Origin of the sequence: Rossellomorea sp. YZS02, assembly GCF_033963925.1 — a bacterium.
Lineage (GTDB): Bacteria > Bacillota > Bacilli > Bacillales > Bacillaceae_B > Rossellomorea.
In genome coordinates this window covers 38,164-57,027 of the sequence record NZ_JAXBLY010000005.1, presented here as the reverse complement: position 1 = coordinate 57,027, position 18,864 = coordinate 38,164, and the positions used below count along the sequence as shown (strand labels likewise).

Annotated in this window: 14 protein-coding genes; 6 read left to right on the top strand and 8 right to left on the bottom strand. The window is 47.5% G+C overall.

The window, feature by feature from the left end; translation table 11 throughout:
- Positions 1-81: 81 nt before the first annotated feature.
- Entirely contained in the window at positions 82-1,314 is a 1,233-nt protein-coding gene (locus SLH55_RS06620; protein ID WP_320322971.1) for a sugar ABC transporter substrate-binding protein, read from the bottom strand.
- Between the two features lie 375 nt (positions 1,315-1,689).
- Here SLH55_RS06620 and bglX point away from each other — a divergent pair, with 375 nt between their 5' ends.
- Positions 1,690-3,852, top strand: coding sequence for a beta-glucosidase BglX (gene bglX / locus SLH55_RS06615; RefSeq protein ID WP_320322970.1), 2,163 nt, complete (start codon positions 1,690-1,692; stop codon positions 3,850-3,852).
- Between the two features lie 19 nt (positions 3,853-3,871).
- Positions 3,872-7,204, top strand: coding sequence for a GH36-type glycosyl hydrolase domain-containing protein (locus SLH55_RS06610; protein WP_320322969.1), 3,333 nt, complete (start codon positions 3,872-3,874; stop codon positions 7,202-7,204).
- Between the two features lie 64 nt (positions 7,205-7,268).
- On the opposite strand, the gene chbG is transcribed toward SLH55_RS06610, so the two are convergent.
- Together chbG and SLH55_RS06600 are read right to left on the bottom strand one after the other, a co-directional pair.
- A complete protein-coding gene (gene chbG / locus SLH55_RS06605) occupies positions 7,269-7,958 on the bottom strand; it encodes a chitin disaccharide deacetylase (RefSeq protein ID WP_320322968.1) in 690 nt (229 codons plus the stop codon).
- A 20-nt stretch (positions 7,959-7,978) separates the two neighbouring features.
- On the bottom strand, positions 7,979-8,704 hold the full coding sequence (locus SLH55_RS06600) for a GntR family transcriptional regulator (protein ID WP_219166449.1): 726 nt from the start codon (positions 8,702-8,704) through the stop codon (positions 7,979-7,981).
- Positions 8,705-8,926: 222 nt separating this feature from the next.
- Here SLH55_RS06600 and SLH55_RS06595 point away from each other — a divergent pair, with 222 nt between their 5' ends.
- From SLH55_RS06595 to SLH55_RS06580, 4 genes are read left to right on the top strand one after another with little or no spacing between them, the layout of a single operon-like run.
- The gene (locus SLH55_RS06595) at positions 8,927-10,234 is read left to right on the top strand and encodes a 6-phospho-beta-glucosidase (protein ID WP_320322967.1); all 1,308 of its coding nucleotides are present in this window, start codon (positions 8,927-8,929) and stop codon (positions 10,232-10,234) included.
- Positions 10,235-10,257: 23 nt separating this feature from the next.
- Positions 10,258-11,550, top strand: a complete 1,293-nt coding sequence (gene celB / locus SLH55_RS06590; RefSeq protein WP_219166447.1) for a PTS cellobiose transporter subunit IIC — start codon at positions 10,258-10,260, stop codon at positions 11,548-11,550.
- A complete protein-coding gene (locus tag SLH55_RS06585) occupies positions 11,547-11,855 on the top strand; it encodes a PTS lactose/cellobiose transporter subunit IIA (protein WP_219166446.1) in 309 nt (102 codons plus the stop codon). The genes celB and SLH55_RS06585 overlap by 4 nt, the downstream gene beginning before the upstream one ends.
- Positions 11,856-11,867: 12 nt before the next feature.
- On the top strand, positions 11,868-12,164 hold the full coding sequence (locus SLH55_RS06580; RefSeq protein ID WP_320322966.1) for a PTS sugar transporter subunit IIB: 297 nt from the start codon (positions 11,868-11,870) through the stop codon (positions 12,162-12,164).
- Between the two features lie 29 nt (positions 12,165-12,193).
- On the opposite strand, the gene SLH55_RS06575 is transcribed toward SLH55_RS06580, so the two are convergent.
- From SLH55_RS06575 to SLH55_RS06555, 5 genes are all read right to left on the bottom strand, one after another.
- Positions 12,194-13,207 carry a LacI family DNA-binding transcriptional regulator gene (locus tag SLH55_RS06575; protein ID WP_320322965.1) on the bottom strand — a complete coding sequence of 338 codons (1,014 nt, stop codon included), beginning with the start codon at positions 13,205-13,207 and terminating at the stop codon, positions 12,194-12,196.
- Between the two features lie 99 nt (positions 13,208-13,306).
- Positions 13,307-15,544 (bottom strand): alpha-galactosidase, encoded by a 2,238-nt coding sequence (locus SLH55_RS06570; protein ID WP_320322964.1) that lies wholly within the window; start codon positions 15,542-15,544, stop codon positions 13,307-13,309.
- Between the two features lie 16 nt (positions 15,545-15,560).
- A complete protein-coding gene (locus SLH55_RS06565) occupies positions 15,561-16,385 on the bottom strand; it encodes a carbohydrate ABC transporter permease (RefSeq protein ID WP_320322963.1) in 825 nt (274 codons plus the stop codon).
- A complete protein-coding gene (locus SLH55_RS06560) occupies positions 16,382-17,236 on the bottom strand; it encodes a sugar ABC transporter permease (RefSeq protein WP_320322962.1) in 855 nt (284 codons plus the stop codon). Before SLH55_RS06560 ends, SLH55_RS06565 begins: the two co-directional genes overlap by 4 nt.
- Before the next feature lie 111 nt (positions 17,237-17,347).
- The gene (locus tag SLH55_RS06555; protein WP_320322961.1) at positions 17,348-18,634 is read right to left on the bottom strand and encodes a sugar ABC transporter substrate-binding protein; all 1,287 of its coding nucleotides are present in this window, start codon (positions 18,632-18,634) and stop codon (positions 17,348-17,350) included.
- Positions 18,635-18,864: the final 230 nt, after the last annotated feature.

Genomic DNA, 18,864 nt, shown 5'->3' with positions numbered 1-18,864 from the left:
TAAAAATGGAGTTCAGGCTGTACGCCTGTAACTCCATTTTATTTTTATGCAAGCGTCGGTTTTGTTTATTGGTCTTGCTTACTATTCTACGATTTCATTTGCTTTCTTGTTGAAGTTCTCAAGCTCTTTGTCCACATCGGCACCACCGACCGTGATCTTTTCAATGGTAGAAAGGAACTCTTGTGCAATCACTTCAAATTCTTTGATTTGCGGTGATGCTTTCGTATTTTCCAATTGTTGACCGAAAACGGATAGCATCGGATCTTCTTTCAGCTTCGGCTCTTCCCATGCATCGACACGTGAAGGAAGTGTATTCGATACGTCCAGCCATTCCATTTGCGTGTCCACTTTATTCATATATGAAATGAATTTCAGGGACTCGTCCACATTCTCAGAATTATGGAAGACGGATAGATTCGATCCACCCATGCTTGAAGTGTTCGTTTCTTTCTTAGGCATGACGGCTACAGCCCATTTATCCTTTAGGTCAGGTGCTTGGTCGTTGATGATGTTGATCATCCACGGACCACTGAAGAACATTGGCTTCATGCCGTCTTTAAACGCCTGTACGATATCGATCCCTTCTGTTGTAGGACTGATTCCTTCTTTGAAGTAGTCTGTGTAATACTGTATTGCTTCTTTGAATTCAGGGGAATCAAAGTTCATCTTATCTTTTCCTTCGAACTCATACCCATTCTGCCATGCAAAGATGAATGGAGTGATCTGGTCATTTCGGTCGATATCAAGACCATATACATCATCCCCGCGGTCATTCAGTTTCCCTGCGGCATCCTTCAGTTCATCCCACGTAGCAGGTGCCTTGTCGTAGCCGACTTCTTTCAATAGATCGGTGCGATAGTATAGTACGCGTGTATCGATATACCATGGAACCCCGATGACTTTATCGTCATACTTCATAGAAGTGACGGAGCCTTCGAAGTAATTTTCCGGTTTGAATTCTGGATAATCTTCCAAGTAAGGAGTCAAGTCGAGCAGCGCCCCTGCATCAGCGAATTCCGGTACCCAAGTTGTTCCTAATTGAAGGACATCCGGACCATTTCCGGAAGCGACGGCCGTCAGTAATTTATCATGTGCATTTCCCCAAGGGATCGCTTGTATTTTCACTGAGATATCTTTGTTTTCTTCTTCAAACTTCGAAGCCATTTCCTTTAACTTCTTACCTTCTTCACCCATCGCCCAGACGGTGATTTCTTTCTTCCCATCCTTCGATTCACCGTTGCCTCCGCAAGCGGCAAGGATCGTGGACAACGCCAGAAGACCGATCAGCAGTAAAGACCACATTTTCTTTCTCATGTTTCCCCATCTCCATTTCCATTGGTTTTAAAACTTGTAAAAATGGTAAAGCGTCATTGAATGAGACTTCGTTGATTGTTATTCTGAAAAATCATTCAAGTTATTGAAACGTTTCGATGACTATATTATAATCAAACGTGTATACGCTTTCAACACTTTTTTAGAAATTACTGAATTGAAAATGAATTAAGCTCGCCCCAAGCCTCTACATAACCAGTAAAACACTGATACATAGAGGTCATAGGTAGTTTTTGGATACCATAATCCGGGTTGACGGCTGAAGGGAACGCGCTTATAATTCAACTCAATTGATATTCGAAACGTTTCACTAATTCATACACATTTATGAAAAATTTCAATACAGGGGGCCTATCAATGAGCGGAAACAAGCTGCAATCATTATTGGAACAAATGACGTTAGATGAAAAGATCGCCCAGCTGATGCAGTTGGCAACGCCTTTTTTCAAAGGGGCAAAAGAGCAGGGTCAGATTACAGGACCGATGGCAGAAATGGGGGTGTCCGGCGATACCGTCCAGAACAGCGGATCGGTCCTCGGGGCATCCGGTGCACAGGAAATCATCAATATTCAACGCACCCACTTAGAAGAGAACCGGTTGGGTATCCCCCTTCTCTTCATGTCCGATATCGTCCACGGCTTTAAAACGATCTTCCCGGTCCCACTGGCGATCGGCTGTTCATGGGATCTCGAACTGACGGAAAAGAGTGCGGAGATTGCAGCGAGGGAAGCTTCCGTTTCCGGCGTCCATGTCACGTTTGCCCCGATGGTCGACCTTGTGAGGGACCCCCGCTGGGGAAGAGTGATGGAATCGACGGGGGAAGATCCTTTTCTCAATAGTGAATTCGCACGGGCTTTCGTCCGCGGTTTCCAAGGGAAAGAGTTGACGACGGATACAGAGCGGGTGGCTGCGTGTGTGAAGCATTTCGCCGCATACGGGGCACCAGAAGGCGGACGTGATTACAATACCGTCGATATGTCCGAACGGGAGCTTCGGGAGAATTATCTTCCTGCCTATCAAGCGGCCCTAGATGAAGGCTGTGAAATGGTGATGACTGCCTTTAACACGGTCTTCGGGATTCCTGCAACCGGAAACAAACGGTTGATGCGAGAGATGTTGCGGGAAGAAATGGGCTTTGACGGAGTCCTTATTTCCGATTGGGGAGCCGTGAAGGAAATGATCCCCCATGGAGTGGCGGAGAATGAAAAAAAAGCGGCTTATAAGGCGATCACGGCCGGTCTTGATATTGAGATGATGACGACCGCATATGTGAATCACTTAAAAGAACTCGTAGAAGAACAGATGGTGGACGAGTCCCTGATTGATGAAGCCGTATTGCGGATTTTACAACTGAAACAGAAGCTCGGCTTGTTCGAGAACCCGTATCGTGGCGCAAATGCAGATTTGGAAGCGGAAGTGATCATGAGCGCAGCACATCGAAAATCCGCACGGGAACTGGCAGGGAAATCCTCTGTATTGTTAAAAAACGAACATCACGTCCTCCCACTTAAAAAGGAACAAAAAGTGGCGCTGATCGGTCCTTTCGCGGAGAGCGGGGACATATTGGGACCGTGGTCCTGGCTTGGATCAAGGGATGACGCCGTTACAGTGAAAGAAGGAATCCTTTCAAAAATTGGCTCCTTGACCGTCGCCAAAGGGTGTGACATTGAGACGATCACAGACGCACAAATAAAAGAAGCGGTGAAAGCAGCCGAGAATGCGGATGTCATCGTATTGGCCTTAGGGGAAGATTCCGATATGAGCGGTGAAGCCGGATGCAGGGCGAATATCCAGCTCCCTTCTGCTCAATTACAACTCATCAGGGAATTAAAAACGCTGGACAAGCCAATGGTGGCGGTCCTCTTTAATGGACGTCCACTCGACCTTCATGGAGTATTGGACGAAACCGACGCAGTATTGGAAGCATGGTATCCGGGTACAGAAGGCGGACACGCCGTTGCCGACTTATTGTACGGAGACGTGAATCCTTCCGGGCGGTTAACGATGTCCTTCCCTTATCATGTCGGGCAGGTTCCCGTTTATTATAACCACTTCAATACCGGGAGACCTCAAGGCGCACCCGATGCCCAGGAACGATATGTGTCACAATACCTGGACATCCCGAACGAGCCGCTGCTTCCATTCGGATACGGTTTGAGCTACACGACGTTTACGTATTCCGACTTGAAATTGACCTGTGAAACGATGACCGAAGAACAGCCACTGGACATTTCCATTACTGTTCTGAATGACGGTCCTGTCGCTGGCGAGGAAGTCGTACAGCTCTATATTCGCGATCACAGCGGTGAAGTCATCCGCCCTGTGAAGGAATTGAAGGATTTCAGGAAAATCAGCCTGAAGCCCGGTGAAGCGACAGATATCACGTTTACGTTAACGGAAGATCAGTTAAGATATCATCACTCAGACCTTCAGTTTAAGAGTGACCCGGGAATGTTTACGGTTTATATAGGAAGAAACAGCAAGGACACCATGGAACACACGTTCAAATTGGAAAAATAAAAGAATCGAGGGGAAAACGATGCATTCACATACTCAATTAACATCCGGAGAGCTTGTATTCGATTTTTTGAAAAGCGGTGACCTTTTCGCCGTCACACATAAACAGACGATGATCAACCAGCTCATGACGAATCCGATCGACGGTTCACTCAATAATCTGTATCTTCGCGTTCATGAGCCGGCCGGTATCCACTCCATCCCTTTGATCGGGGCGAAATCGTCAAGCACTGTTCAATTCGCTGAATCCCAAGTTAGATGGACGGGAACACATGAGACAATTTCATATGAAGTCATATTTACGTTAACAAGTAAAGGCATCTGGTTCTGGGATGTGATGCTTGATGGGTCTGACGCTGAAGTGGACGTCCTTTACGGACAGGATCTCGGTCTTGCAGATAAGGGGGCCGTCCGTTCCAACGAAGCGTATATGTCACAGTACATCGATCACAAGGTGTTTCAGGATGAAGAGAAGGGATACGTCCTTTGTTCACGGCAGAACCAGCCGCAATCAAGCGGGTTTCCGTATATTCAACAGGGCTCCCTCGGCAGGGCAAAGAGCTATTCCACCGATGGTTTTCAATTCTACGGGTTATCATACAAAGACACCAACGAACCACAGGCTTTAAAAGAAGAATCCCTTGCAAATGAAGTCTATCAATACGAGTTTGCTTATACGGCACTTCAATCCGAAAAAGTCGAACTCAACGGTTCTCAGCACTTTGTGTTCTACGGGGTGTTCAAAGAACATCACGAAACGGCCATCACTTCACTGGAATTCCAGGAAGACATAAAAGCTGCCCGGGAAGAAGCCGTAAACTTCAAATCGGAATTTCAGGAACCACAGGAATCAGTACGGTTCAACCCAGAAATCGGACAGCCACTACGTTCCCTATCCATGACAGAGGAAGAAGTCGGTGCCTATTTCCCAACGAGGCATAATGAAGAACGCGAAGGTGATTCCCTGCTCTCCTTCTTCACCGATACCCATGAACATGTCGTGTTGAAAGAGAAAGAATTGATAACGGAAAGACCCCATGGACATATTCTGATGTCTGGGAATAACCATCAACTGAAAGAAGACACCATCACGACGACTTCATTCATGTATGGATTATTCAATTCACAGCTCGTGGTCGGCAATACGTCCTTTAATAAAATGTTGACCAATCAACGAAATCATCTGAACATCATGAAAACGTCCGGCCAGCGGATTTACATCGAAATCGATGGATCGTATCGTTTACTCACCATGCCTTCCATGTTCGAGATCGGGTTCAACTATGCCCGCTGGTACTACAAAACAGCCGATGATACGATCATCATCAGCAATTACACAGTCGTCGATTCTCCTGAAGTACAGCTTCATGTTGAGTCAAAAAACAACGTGAAATACCGTTACCTCGTCACCAATCAGGTGTCCATGAACAACAATGAATATGAAGTCGGGTATCACGTGGAGCAAGAAAACACTATGCTGAGGATCTCAGCCGACCCACAATCTGAGAGCAGCAACGTTTTCCCGGAATTAACTTATCGGATGAAAGTGGATGGTGCCTCCATTGAAACAGGGAACGAAGAAAGCATCGCTCAACACGTTGAAAAAGATTCCGCTTCCCTCCTCGTGATGAATGTGAGTGAAACGTCTCAATGGAAGATGACGATTCAAGGATTGCTTGACGGGAAAGAGCTGCCGGTGAAAGAGCGGGACATGACAGAGGAAATCGAAGCATATCGCGCTTACTATCATAGGGTCATGAACGGATTCAAACTCTCTTTAGGAGAGAACGTTCCTGCTGAACTGGAAAAAGTGAACGCACTCGCCTGGTGGTACACCCATAATATGCTCGTCCACTATTCCGTCCCACATGGACTGGAACAATACGGCGGCGCGGCATGGGGTACCCGGGATGTTTGTCAGGGTCCGACAGAATACTTCATGGCCACCCAAAACTATCAATCAGTCAAAGAAATCATCAAAACCGTCTACTCCCATCAATATGAAGATGACGGCAACTGGCCTCAATGGTTCATGTTTGACCGCTACTTCAAGTTCCAACAGGACGACAGCCATGGGGATATCATCGTCTGGCCGTTGAAAGTCGTCAGTGATTACATCGCCGCGACGAACGATCATGCTATCCTGCATGAGAGAATCCCTTATACCGATCGGGATGGATTTGGTTTTACAGAAGAAAAAGAAACGCTGCTTCATCATATACAAAAGGAAATCTCCTACATCAAGGAGAACTTCCTCCATGACACCTTCCTCTCTTCTTATGGAGATGGCGACTGGGATGACACCCTGCAGCCTGCCAACGCTCAATTGAAGAAATACATGGCAAGCAGCTGGACCGTCGCCCTTACGTATCAAGTGCTTGTGAAGCTTGGAACGGTGCTTGAGGGTACATTCGATCAGGAGGCACAGGAAATCAGTGCACTCGCTCAAGGCATACAAAAGGATTTCAATACGTATATCCTGAAGGATGACGTCATTCCTGGATTTGTGTATATGGAGGAGCCGGGGAGCCTTGAGTTCATGGTTCATCCAACCGATACAAAGACCGGTATTCATTACCGACTGCTGCCGATGAACCGGAGCATCATTTCCGAGCTATTCACACCAGAACAGGCAGACGCCCATTACCAGCTGGTGAAGGAGCATCTGTATTGTCCGGATGGAGTACGCTTGATGAACCGTCCCGCCAAGTACGAAGGCGGGGTAAGCACCCACTTCAAACGGGCCGAGCAGGCATCGAACTTCGGCCGTGAAATCGGGCTTCAATACGTCCATGCCCACATCCGCTATGTGGAAGCGATGGCGAAGCTTGGGAAAACCGATGAAGTGTGGAATGGATTGCAAATCATCAATCCGATCGGCCTGAAAGACGTCGTGCCGAATGCGGAGAGAAGACAAAGCAATGCCTACTTCAGCAGCTCCGACGGCAAATTCAATACCCGCTACGAAGCACAGGAACGCTTTAACGAACTTCGTAATGGCAGCGTGCCTGTGAAAGGCGGATGGAGAATCTACTCCAGCGGGCCGGGAATTTATATGAATCAGCTTATTTCAAACTGCCTGGGCATTCGCCAGGAAGGCGGATATCTGATCATCGACCCGGTGCTTCCGGACAACCTCGACGGTTTGAGAATGGAATTCCAGATCATGAACCGTCCTGTTACGTTCGTCTATCACCTTGGGGGTTCCGACACAAAACGGGTTGTGGTGAACGGAGAGGAAATACCATTTGAACCGTTGACCAACCGTTATCGTCAAGGCGGGGTAAAATTGAAACGTCTGAAGCTTGAGGCTTTGCTCGGTGAGGAATCAAATACGATTGAGCTCTACATTTAATTTTCACATGATAAAAGAGGCATGGGGAACCAATATACTGGTTTCCCATGCCTCTTCATATTTGTTATAACAAATCCAAATCGGTTAACACGTCCAACTCCCTTAACCGCTCCTCACAGTAAGAAGAATTCTCTTTTAAAAAGGAATCGACATAAGCAGGATGACACATCACCTCGAGGGTCTCCCCCTCCCGCCTGTTCACCAAAATCCTTTTCAATCCTGCCACCGACACCCCTCCCCCGTAAAAATCCATGGAAAACCGATCGGTCAATAAGTTCATTCCTTCTACATCCTCTTCTAACACATTTCGGACCGGCACCCCATACCGTTCCGAAAGCCTTTTCACCACTGGGATCAAGGGGCGGAAGCTATGTACATGATGGTGACTGTCAATATGGGAAAGAGGCAGACCGAAGGATAAAAACCGATCAACCTGCGTCTCCCATTCCCATTCAACCTCATCCACATTGATTTCTTTCTCTTCGAAAATCCGGCTCGTATATCGGAAATACCCTTTCTCATCCACTAGCGACGGAACGCTTCCTGAAACTGGTCTTCCACATGTCAACGACAAGTGAATGCCGATCTGCAGTTCCGGATGAAGCCGCGCGAGTTCCACGGCATGCTCTGTTCCCGGCATGTTGACGAGCATCGTCGTGGAGTTGACGACGCCAAAACGGTGACTGTCCAATATGCCGTGATTCACCCCCCGGCATAAACCAAAATCATCGGCGTTGATGATCACCTTTCTCATATTCCCCCATCCCCTTTTCTCTAATAGGTTCGTTCTACAAGAAAACTGGCTTTATCCCCTCTAAAGACTGCTTTGGAAAACTCGATGACCGAACCATCCTCAAGAAAGGCCGTGGTTTCGATCATGAAGCACGGTGTCCCCTCTGGCACTTCAAGCTTCTCGGACACCCGTTCGTCAGCTAAAAATAACTCGATGGATTCTACGGTTTTTTTGATATTCAATTCAAACTGCGTTTCCAGCAGTTTGTATAGGGATTTCTCACATTCATCTTTGTCGAGACCCGGTGTTTTGTACCAAGGCAGGTATGCAACCTCATACTGCAGAGGTAAACCGTCAGAATAACGAACCCTCTCCAAACGATTGACCGGGTCCCCATTCTTCAGTTCCAATGCCTTTTCCACTGCGGATTCTGCCGGGATCACGTTTAGGCTGAGAACCTTAATCTTCGGCTTTTTCCCCTGTAATCGCAGTTGTTCCGTATAATTGTCGATCGTAGAGGAAAGGATCTGACTGACTTTCTCTTCAGCCACAAAGGTACCCCTTCCCTGTTCCCGATAGACATAGCCTTCAAGGGTCAGCTGCTGAAGGGCCGTCCGGATCGTCGTGCGGCTGACGTTGAACGTGTCACAAAACTCCGCTTCCGTCGGCAGTTTACTATTCGGCTCGTACTCTTTATTTTTAATCATTTCAATGATCTTTTCCTTCACATGTGAATGCAGGGCCTTTGGTTCTTGTGTGTCTTTCATCTTGTTTCTCCCTTCCACTTTCTTCCTACATTTGTTATAACACATTCACGTTCATTTCTCTATCCATACTTCATCTTATCATAAAACAAATTCATTATTACAAATAAATTTAAAAGAGACATATTTTTATAATTTGTTATTACAATATATAGACGAGCAAAAATTTGTATGATACATTATTAAAAACAGAAACCGCTTTCACGGTGAAAGGAGTTCGACAGAATGTCATTAAAGGTAGTCATTATCGGAGGCGGATCAAGCTATACACCTGAGATCATCGAAGGGTTCATCAAGAGGCACCGTTATTTTCCCGTGTCGACGATTACGCTGGTAGATATCGAAGCAGGAAAAGAAAAGCTTGAAATTGTTGGGCAATTTGCTCGTCGCATGATCAAGAAAGCCGGTGCCCCCATTGAGTTGGAGTGGACTCTCGATCGGAAGGAAGCCCTGATGGGTGCCGACTACGTCACAACACAAATTAGGGTCGGTGGTCTCTCCGCCAGGGAAAAGGACGAACGGATCCCATTAAGTCACGGGGTCATCGGGCAGGAGACCAACGGGGCAGGCGGGATTTTCAAGGCCCTCCGTACCATACCCGTCCTGATGGACATTTGTCATGACATCCATACGATTTGTCCTGACGCATGGCTCATCAATTTTACCAACCCGGCGGGAATCGTCACGGAAGCTCTGCTGAAGTACAGTCCTCATAAGAAGGTCATCGGGGTTTGCAATATCCCCTTCAACATGAAGAACAGTGTGGCCGAGATGATGAATTGTGCAGCAGATGACGTACAAATCGAATTTGTAGGGATGAATCATTTTGTGTTTGGTAAGAGGGTTTGGGTTAAGGGGGAGGATATGACAAGCCTAATTCTCGATAAGTTGATTCATCAAGAAGCTGACTACTCACCGGCTAATATCGTCTCACTGGGATGGTCGAAGGAATTTTTACAGGCACTGGGCATGCTCCCGAATCCTTATCACCAATATTACTTCCAAAGGGATGCTGTATTGGAAAAGGATCTTCAAGCCTTCGAAGAAAATGGTACACGGGCAGAGGTTGTTCGAAAAGTTGAAAAAGAACTTTTCATACAATATAAGAAAGTAGAGTTGAACGAAAAACCAAAAGAACTGGAAAATCGGGGAGGTGCCTACTACAGTGATGCTGCCTGCAGCCTGATGGAAAGCATCTACACCAACAAGGGGGATATTCAGACCATCAACACACAGAACAACGGATCCATCCCGGACCTTCCATACGACGCCGTCATCGAAGTGAACGCCGTCATTACGAGAGACGGACCTCAACCGCTGACGGTCGGACCGCTCCCTCCATCTGTCAAAGGAATCATCCAGCAGATGAAAGCGTTCGAGGAGCTGGTCATCCGGGCTGCAAGGTCCGGGGAGTACACTCATGTCTATCAGGCCATGGTGATGAATCCGTTAGTACAGAACGAAGGGGTAGCAAGACAGCTGGTCGATGAATTATTGGAAGCTCACAAAGAGTTTCTGCCGCAATTCAATTAATCTAGCAAATGGGGGAAAGAAAAATGAGTAAAGTAATGGGGTTTATGGAAAGTAAGTTTATGCCTGTTGCAGGGCGGATCGGCTCACAAAGGCATCTGGTCGCCATCCGTGATGGCTTCGTTTCGATCATGCCATTGATTATCGTCGGGTCCCTGGCCGTGTTATTGAATAACCTGCCGATTGACGCCTTTCAGAACTTCATGGTGTCTGTATTCGGTGAAAGCTGGAAATCCGTCGGCGGGAATATGTGGAACGGATCCTTCGCGATTCTTGGATTGCTTGTCGCCGCATCCATCAGTTATCACTTAGCGAAATCCTATGATATCGACGGGTTGTCGGCGGCGTTAGTGTCGATCGCTTCCCTGATCATCCTCACGCCGGTTACAGAGGATTGGGGAATCTCCTACGCCTGGACCGGAGCTCAAGGAATATTCGTCGCCGTCATCACATCCCTCCTTGTCACGGAATTGTTCAAAGTGTTGATTCGTTCGAAGTTCACGATCAGTATGCCGGACGGGGTTCCGGAAGGTGTCATGAAATCATTTAAAGCGCTAATCCCAGCCACGATCATCCTGATTCTTGTTGGTCTTATTCAAGCCCTCTTAACTTCTTTTGCAGAAAAAAGCCTTTTTGAAATTGTGTTCACGCTGATCCAGGAACCATTACAGGCGGTATCGAACTCACTGCCATCAGCCATCGTCGTTGCTTTCTTAAATCATTTCTTATGGTTCTTCGGGTTACACGGTACGAACATTTTAGGTCCGATCATCGAGCCGATCTACCTGCCTTTAATCGAAAAAAATCAGCAGCTGTTTGCAGCCGGCACGAGCGCATTCGACGTTCCGTACATCGTCACCAAACCTTTCTTCGATGCGTATGTGTACATGGGTGGATCCGGTACGACCATTGCCCTGATCATCGCCATCTTCCTTGTGGTGAAAACGAAACATTACCGTACCGTCGGAAAACTGTCAGCCGCACCTGGAATTTTCAACATTAACGAGCCGGTCATCTTTGGATTACCGATCGTGTTGAACCCGCTGATGTTCATTCCATTTTTACTGGCGCCCGTTGTCCTGACGGTTACGTCATATCTGGCTTTAAGCCTGGGGATCGTACCAAAAACCGTGGCGATCGTTCCGTGGACGACACCACCGATCATCAGTGGATACCTGGTGACAGGGGGATCCTGGACGGGAATTGCACTTCAACTTGTGAATCTGACCATCGCAACACTCATGTATATCCCATTCCTTCTTGCATCTGAACGTGCTCAATTAAAGAAAACCAATGAAACGAGTGATAAAATCGCATGACGTTAACGCTGGAAGAAATCTCATTTCATATCATCCTGCATGCCGGCAATGCCCGCTCTTCCGCCATGGAAGCGCTGCAAGCCGCTAAGAAAAACCAATTTGACCTGGCAGGGGACAAAATGGCCGAGGCAGAGAAAGAGGTCCATCAGGCCCATCACTATCAAACTCAATTACTGCAAAAAGAAGCGAGCGGTGACGGAGAGAACCCTACCATTCTACTGATTCACGCACAGGATCATCTCATGAACGCCATCACCGTCAAAGAACTGGCTCAGGAAATCATCGAAATCCATCAAAACAGGTAAGGAGTGCTTCATATGAATATCATGCTGGTCTGTTCAGCAGGCATGTCGACGAGTATGCTCGTCCAGAAAATGAGGAAAGCAGCTGAAGAGAAAGGCTTCGAAGCTACAATCAATGCGACATCGGAAGCTGACTTAAGTAATCATTTAGACCAATTGGACGTGATCCTCATCGGACCTCAAGTCCGCTATCTATCTGCTAAAATCATGGAGAAAGCTGCACCCTATGGGATTAAAGTCGATGTCATCGATGGAATGCATTATGGGATGATGAACGGCGCGAAGGTGTTGGAGCAGGCAGAAAGTTTATAGTTAGTTCAACGAAAAAAGAGTAGCCCAGGCTACTCTTTTTTCGTACAGCTCTCCCGCTTCACCAGATGAGCAGGTACGACGACTTTCTTCGCCAGTTCACGTTTTGACTGGATCTGATCCAGCAATAACTCCACGGCCGATTCCCCCATGAACTCTGTGTACACTTTCACGGTCGTCAAGGAAGGCTGCAGGAACTTGGAAGTCGCAATATCATTGAATCCGATGATGGAGATGTCTTCAGGAATCTTGATCCCTTTTTCGTGAAGCGCACGGATCGCCCCGATCGCCATGGAATCCGAAGCCACAAAGAAGGCCGTGGGCACTCTCTCGGCTTTTAATGCCTCTCCCATCAAGCGGTAACCATCCTCGGCGGTGAAATGTCCATCCGTCCAGATCTGCTCTTCGTCGTATAGATTACGGAGGGCAAGATATTCGTAAAACGATACTTCCCGCTCATCACGGATCGGTTCATCCTCCACCACATACTCATGTCCCCCGATATATCCGATATGCTCATGGCCGAGGCTGATGAGGTGATCGAGCACTTCTGCCATCGCTTTTCTGAAATCGACGACGACGCAATCATAATCATCCGACGGAGCGTAATCCACGAGGACGAGTTGACGGGCAGCCCTTTCGAACAGATCGATTTCCGATTGGCTGTATTTCCCTACAGCTATGATGCCGTCCAATCCTTCGAGCTTCGCGGGATCGATTCCATCGGCATGTTTATACAACTTCACCAGATCAATATTCCGCTCCTGACATTCCCGTTCCACTCCGGTCCGGACCGCCATATAGTAAGGATCTGCCATTTCCTGCTGATCGGAATACCAGTAGATCAAACCGAAGAGCATTCGATCCTTGATCTGACCGGGGTCCTTTCGATTACGCAGCGTTTTATAATTCATATCCTGCGCAACCTGGAACACTCGCTTCTTCGTTTCTTCCGCAACGGAGAGTGTCGTATCGTAGTTTAGTACTCTTGAAACAGTAGCCAGGGAAACACCTGCCTTTTCTGCTATATCCCTTAAAGTGGCCATCCCACTTCCTCCTTCTTTTCATACATTGCTATTTCCATTATAACGGAGAAACGGGCGCCACACACATACTTCCCCATAAATCGTTGAGGTCCGTCCCTCTTATTTCACTTTGCGGAGCTTCCAGATGTGAGATTGGTAGTCTCCTTTGAGCCTGGTATGTTCCGTTATGGCGGTGCCGCTGAAGAATGGCGGGAGCAGCAGTCCGATGTTCATCAGTTCGTCTCCGTACATTTTCTCTCCATTGTGTTCTATTTTATATAAGGCGTCTGGGTCCAGTCCCTGTAACCGGACACGAATCAAGCCGGGGTTTGGTTGTGCGAGCGTCCGGTAAAAAGCCACGATGGCTTCTTCCAATTCCCGGTCCACCACCATCCAGGAGGTATCATTTCCGTTGAACGGACTTAGGAGACGGTAAAAGGTTCCGAACTGAAGCAGTCGTCTATTCTCTTTTATAAAATGAACTTGTTCTTTCACGGTTTCCTTTTCTTCTGCCGTAAAGGTGGTGGCATCGAGTTCATATCCGAAGGCACCGAACATCGCCACATGAAAACGGGTGTCAAGAGGTGTCTCTCTTAAGGTTTGGTGATTAAGCCCACTTGAGACGTGGGCACCCATGGATGAAATCGGATAAACAAGGGACGTACCCCATTGAATCTTCAATCGCTCCACCGCATCCGTGTTGTCACTCGTCCACGTTTGCGGCATATAGTAGATCATCCCCGGATCAAACCGGTTCCCGCCGCTTGCACAAGATTCGAACAGGATGTGTGGAAACCTGTTGGTCAGTTTGTCCAGGAGCCTGTAAAGTCCCAGCACATAGCGATGGGCCACTTCACCCTGGTGACGTGCCGGAACCGATGATGATCCGATTTCCGTCATGTTCCGGTTCATGTCCCATTTCACGTACGAAATCGGGGCTGAAGAAAATAAGTTCTCCAAGGTGTCATACAAGTGATCCACCACTTGTTCGTTCGCCAAATCAAGAATGAACTGATTACGTCCATGTGATAAACTACGATCACTCACACCCAGGACCCAATCAGGATGATCCCTGTACAGGTCACTTTCCTTCGACACCATTTCAGGCTCCACCCAGAGACCGAACTGCATCCCCTTCTCTTTAACGATGGCTTCACTTAACCCCTTTATCCCATTAGGCAGTTTCTTCTTATCAGGAGTCCAGTCTCCAAGGGAAGTCGTATCATCGTTCCGCTTTCCGAACCAGCCGTCATCGAGGGCGAACAGTTCAATTCCCAGCTCAGCTGCGGCATCACAGATGTCGAGGATCTTTTCTTCATTAAAATCAAAGTAGGTCGCTTCCCAGTTATTGATGAGCACCGGGCGCTCCTTGTCCCGCCACTCCCCCCTGGCCAATCGGGAACGGTATAACTCATGGAACGTCTGGCTCATCCCGTTCAATCCGGAATCGGAATACACCATTACCGCTTCAGGGGTCTGAAAGGAACGTCCTCCCTCTACCGTCCAATCAAATCCAAACGGATTGATCCCGAGAAGAGCACGGGAAGTATCATAAGCATCCACTTCGACCCCGCCGTAAAAATTCCCGCTGTACACGAGGCTGAATCCGTACACTTCCCCCTGACTCTCAGAAGCATGAGGGGATTTCAACGCGAAAAACAGATTGTGATTCGAGCTTGAGACACCCTTTTTACTGTCAATGGACTGCAGCCCTTTTCTGAGGGGCTGACATGATACGTGACGTTCCCGGATCCACGCTCCATGGAGATGAAGGAAATCAAATTCTGCATGAGGAAGATCAAGAGAGGCGCTGAGCAAGCGCTCAATCACCACCGGTTCATTCCCCAGATTGCGAAGCCGGACGCTCCTCACAATCGCATCCCGTTCATGATAGACCGTGTAGAGAATATCCATTTCAAGCCTGGCAGACTGGTCCTCCAGAGTGATCGTCAATGTCTCCGCTTCCACTTCATCCTCTACATATGTGGAAGGCAAACCGGCGAGCGCCGGCTTCCCTTTTTCCAACCGGTATCCTTTATAAGTAAAATGGGACGTCCTGCTGCCACTTTCATGCTTCAGGACGAAGGCCGGCTCACGGTAATCACTGGTTCCAAAGCTAGGATACTCCTGTTTTAAAAACTCCAGTGAAAAAAATGGATCTCCTTCATAGGGAAACGATGCATTCCCGAGAGGCTCAGCCGGGAGCTGGATGAGATGGGAGAAATCATCCCGATGCCTCACTTTTTTCCCGAAATACAGCTGACCGGGCTGACCATTTTTCAAAACAGAAAAGATGTAGCTCGTGTTTCTCCCCTGCAGATGAAATTGTTTATGTTCTTCGTTGATGAATATCGGCATTTGAGTCCCTCCTTATTTATTTAACGGCACTGCCAAGCATGCCCGAAATGAACTGGCGTTGAAGAGCCAGGAAGAAGATGATGATCGGAATCGTTGCGATGGTGACTCCTGCCATGACCTGACCATAGTCGATTCGGGAAAGGCCGAATAAACTGGAAAGGGCAACCGGGAATGTGTACATGTCCGTCGATGACAGGGCGATGAGCGGCCATAGGAAACTGTTCCACTGATACAGGAACAAGAAAATCGCTGTCGCAGCGAGTGCCGGCTTCATGGACGGCATGACAATCTTGAAGAAAATCTTCCATTCACCCGAGCCGTCGATCCTTGCCGCTTCGATCAGTGAAGTCGGGAATGCGAGCATATTCTGCCTCATCAGGAAAATCGCAAACGGATAGGCGAGGTTGGGAAGGATGACGGCTTTATATGTGTTCAGCCATCCGAAGCCTGCCATCATTTTGAATAAAGGAATGATGGTTGCGTGATAAGGCACCATCATCGACAGCAAGAAGACGCCGAAAATGATATTACGGCCTTTGAAACGGAATTTAGCAAACGCATAGGCCGCCATGGAACAGATTAGCAGGCTCAAGACCGTGTAAACGATGGCAATGAACAAGGAATTGAACATGACGCGTCCGATGCCGATCGCTTCGTTTAGATTTTGAACATTTTCCACCAGCTTTTCACCAGGTGCAAGGACCGGCGGCTTTGAGAACATCTTCCCACTTTCATTCGTCGCGCCGATCGCAGCCCAGTAGAAAGGAAATAACGATACAAGCGCACCAAGAGCTAATACGATATACAGAACGATTTTTCTACCTGATTTTGATTGTCTCATTCTTGATCACCCGTAATTTTGAATTGGATAAACGTCATGATCCCGATTAGAATCACGATGACATATGCGATCGTTGAAGCGTAACCGAAGTCGAAGTAACGGAATCCTGTTTGATATAAGTACATACCGATCGTGAGTGTCGCATCACTTGGTCCACCCTTTGTGAGCACGAACGGTTCATCGAATAATTGCAGCGTCCCGATCGTGGACAGGACGACCGTAAAGAGAATCACCGGTTTCAACTGAGGGATGGTGATGAAGAAGAATTGGCGAATGCGGGAAGCACCGTCCATACTGGCCGCCTCGTAAAGCTCTTCGGGGATATTCTGCAATCCTGCTAAATAGATGACCATATTGTATCCGACCCACCGCCATGTCATGGCGATGATCAGGGAGGCCTTTGCCCAGAACGGATCGTTCAGCCACGGTATCGCCTTGAAGCCCAGTGAGGTCAATAGCTGATTAACGACACCATCGTTCATCAGCATGATGGAGAAAATTATGGAGTAGGCCACAAGGGACGTGACAGCCGGCAGGAAGAAGGTGACTCGGAAGAAGCCCTTCATCCGGAGTAAAGCTGAATTTAATAATGAAGCCAATACGAGCGCTAACAGCACCATGATCGGCACTTGGATGACGAGCAGGATAAAGGTGTTTTTCAATGCCGTATGAAAGATCTCATCTGACAGCAAACGCTTATAATTATCAAGTCCCACAAACGTCAGCGCCGCTCCCTGCCCTGTCTGGAAGCTGAGGATAAAAGAAGAGATAATCGGATAGAGCATGAACACACTGAACAGAATGACAGCGGGTGCGATGAATAAATATGGAATATATGATTTCGTTTTCATACATCAACCTTCTTTCCGGTAGGAAGCCGTGAAGCCACCCAGTTGTTGATAGAAAAAGAGAGAATTAGACCACAAGAACCCCTTGGCTCTAACCCTCTCTTTTCTTATTTCTTACTTGTTGATATCACGTTTCGTCCGGTCACTTAAGCGTTTTGCCGCTTCTTCAAGAGCCTTTTCTACTTTCGTGCCGTTGAATGTATCCGCCTGTGCTTTGATGGCTTCATCCAAAGCAAGGGAATAGTCTTTCGTATAGTAAGCGGTCGGGACGTCCTTCATTTCATCCGCGAACAGTTTCCAAATGTTTTGTCCTCCGAAGAATTCCACTTCTCCGTTAAATACGTCTGATTCATACGTCGTATTCAGGGATGGGAACAGTCCGTAGTCTTCCATCGCCATGATTTGCGTATCTTTGTCTGTTGAGAAATACTCCAGGAAATCGTACGCTGCATCGGCGTTTTTACTTGCTGCAGGAATCATCCAGCTTGAACCTCCAAGGTTGGACGCACGGTTGCCGCCTTCTTCAACCGCAGGAAGTAAGAATACGCCCCAGTCTCCGCTTGTATCCTTTGCCTGATCGACAATCGTTCCGTAGTACCAGGCACCGAACGGGATCGTCGCAACAGAGCCGTCGACTGTTGAAGAAACGACTCCATTCCAGCCGTCCACATTTTTAATTAAATCCGCATCGGCAAATTTCTTCTGGATTTCCATGGCCTTCACGGCTTTTGGATTTGTCAGGTCGATGTTGCCTTCTTCGTCATAGTAGAAGACACCCTGCTGATTCAGCATCATCCGGAAAGTCGGGTCATCCTTGAACATATCAAGCGGCATCGCGTATGAACCGGTTGCCTCTTTGATTTTCTTCCCAGCTTCGAGGAAATCATCCCATGTGTTGATGTCTTCAGCCTTCACTCCTGCTTTTTCGAACAGGCTGCGGCGATAGAACATTCCGCCAGGACCGGCATCGAATGGCATGGCGTAGTATTTCCCTTCGACTTGCGCGAGATCATTTTTGAAAGATGGGAATTGATCTTCATGATCAGAGAATCCTTTGTCCGACAGATTCAGGAATCCTTCAGGAAATGCTTCCACATAACCATGAATACGATCGTCTTCCACCAGTACGATATCCGGCAGACCGACACCGCCGGCTGCAAGACCGGTGGATAGCTTGTCATATACATCCAGTCGTCCGATATCCTCTACCTTCAGTTTCACGTTCGGGTGTTCTTTTTGATATTCCTTGACGGCATCATTCAGAGCACCGACATTCACATTCCATGCCCAGGCAGTGAGCGTCACTTTCCCGTCCTTGCTTTCGGAACCACTGCTTCCTGAACTGCATCCGGCAATGATCAACGTAGCAATGATACCCATTAAAACGAAAATCTTCTTCATACCCCTTGTTCCCCCTTGTTTTTCATAGATTAAAAGAGCTGTAATCGTCTCCCGTAAAAACCGCTTAATAAGAAAGCGTTTACATCTTATGTATGATTTTAGTAAATATTCAGATATCAGTCAAGTTAATTTTAGTAAAATTTTTATTTTTTTTACCTGATAAAAAAGCGGGGACGATCATACATTGGTAGAATGAGAGATTTTAGTGGTTTCGTAGAATGGAGGAAATG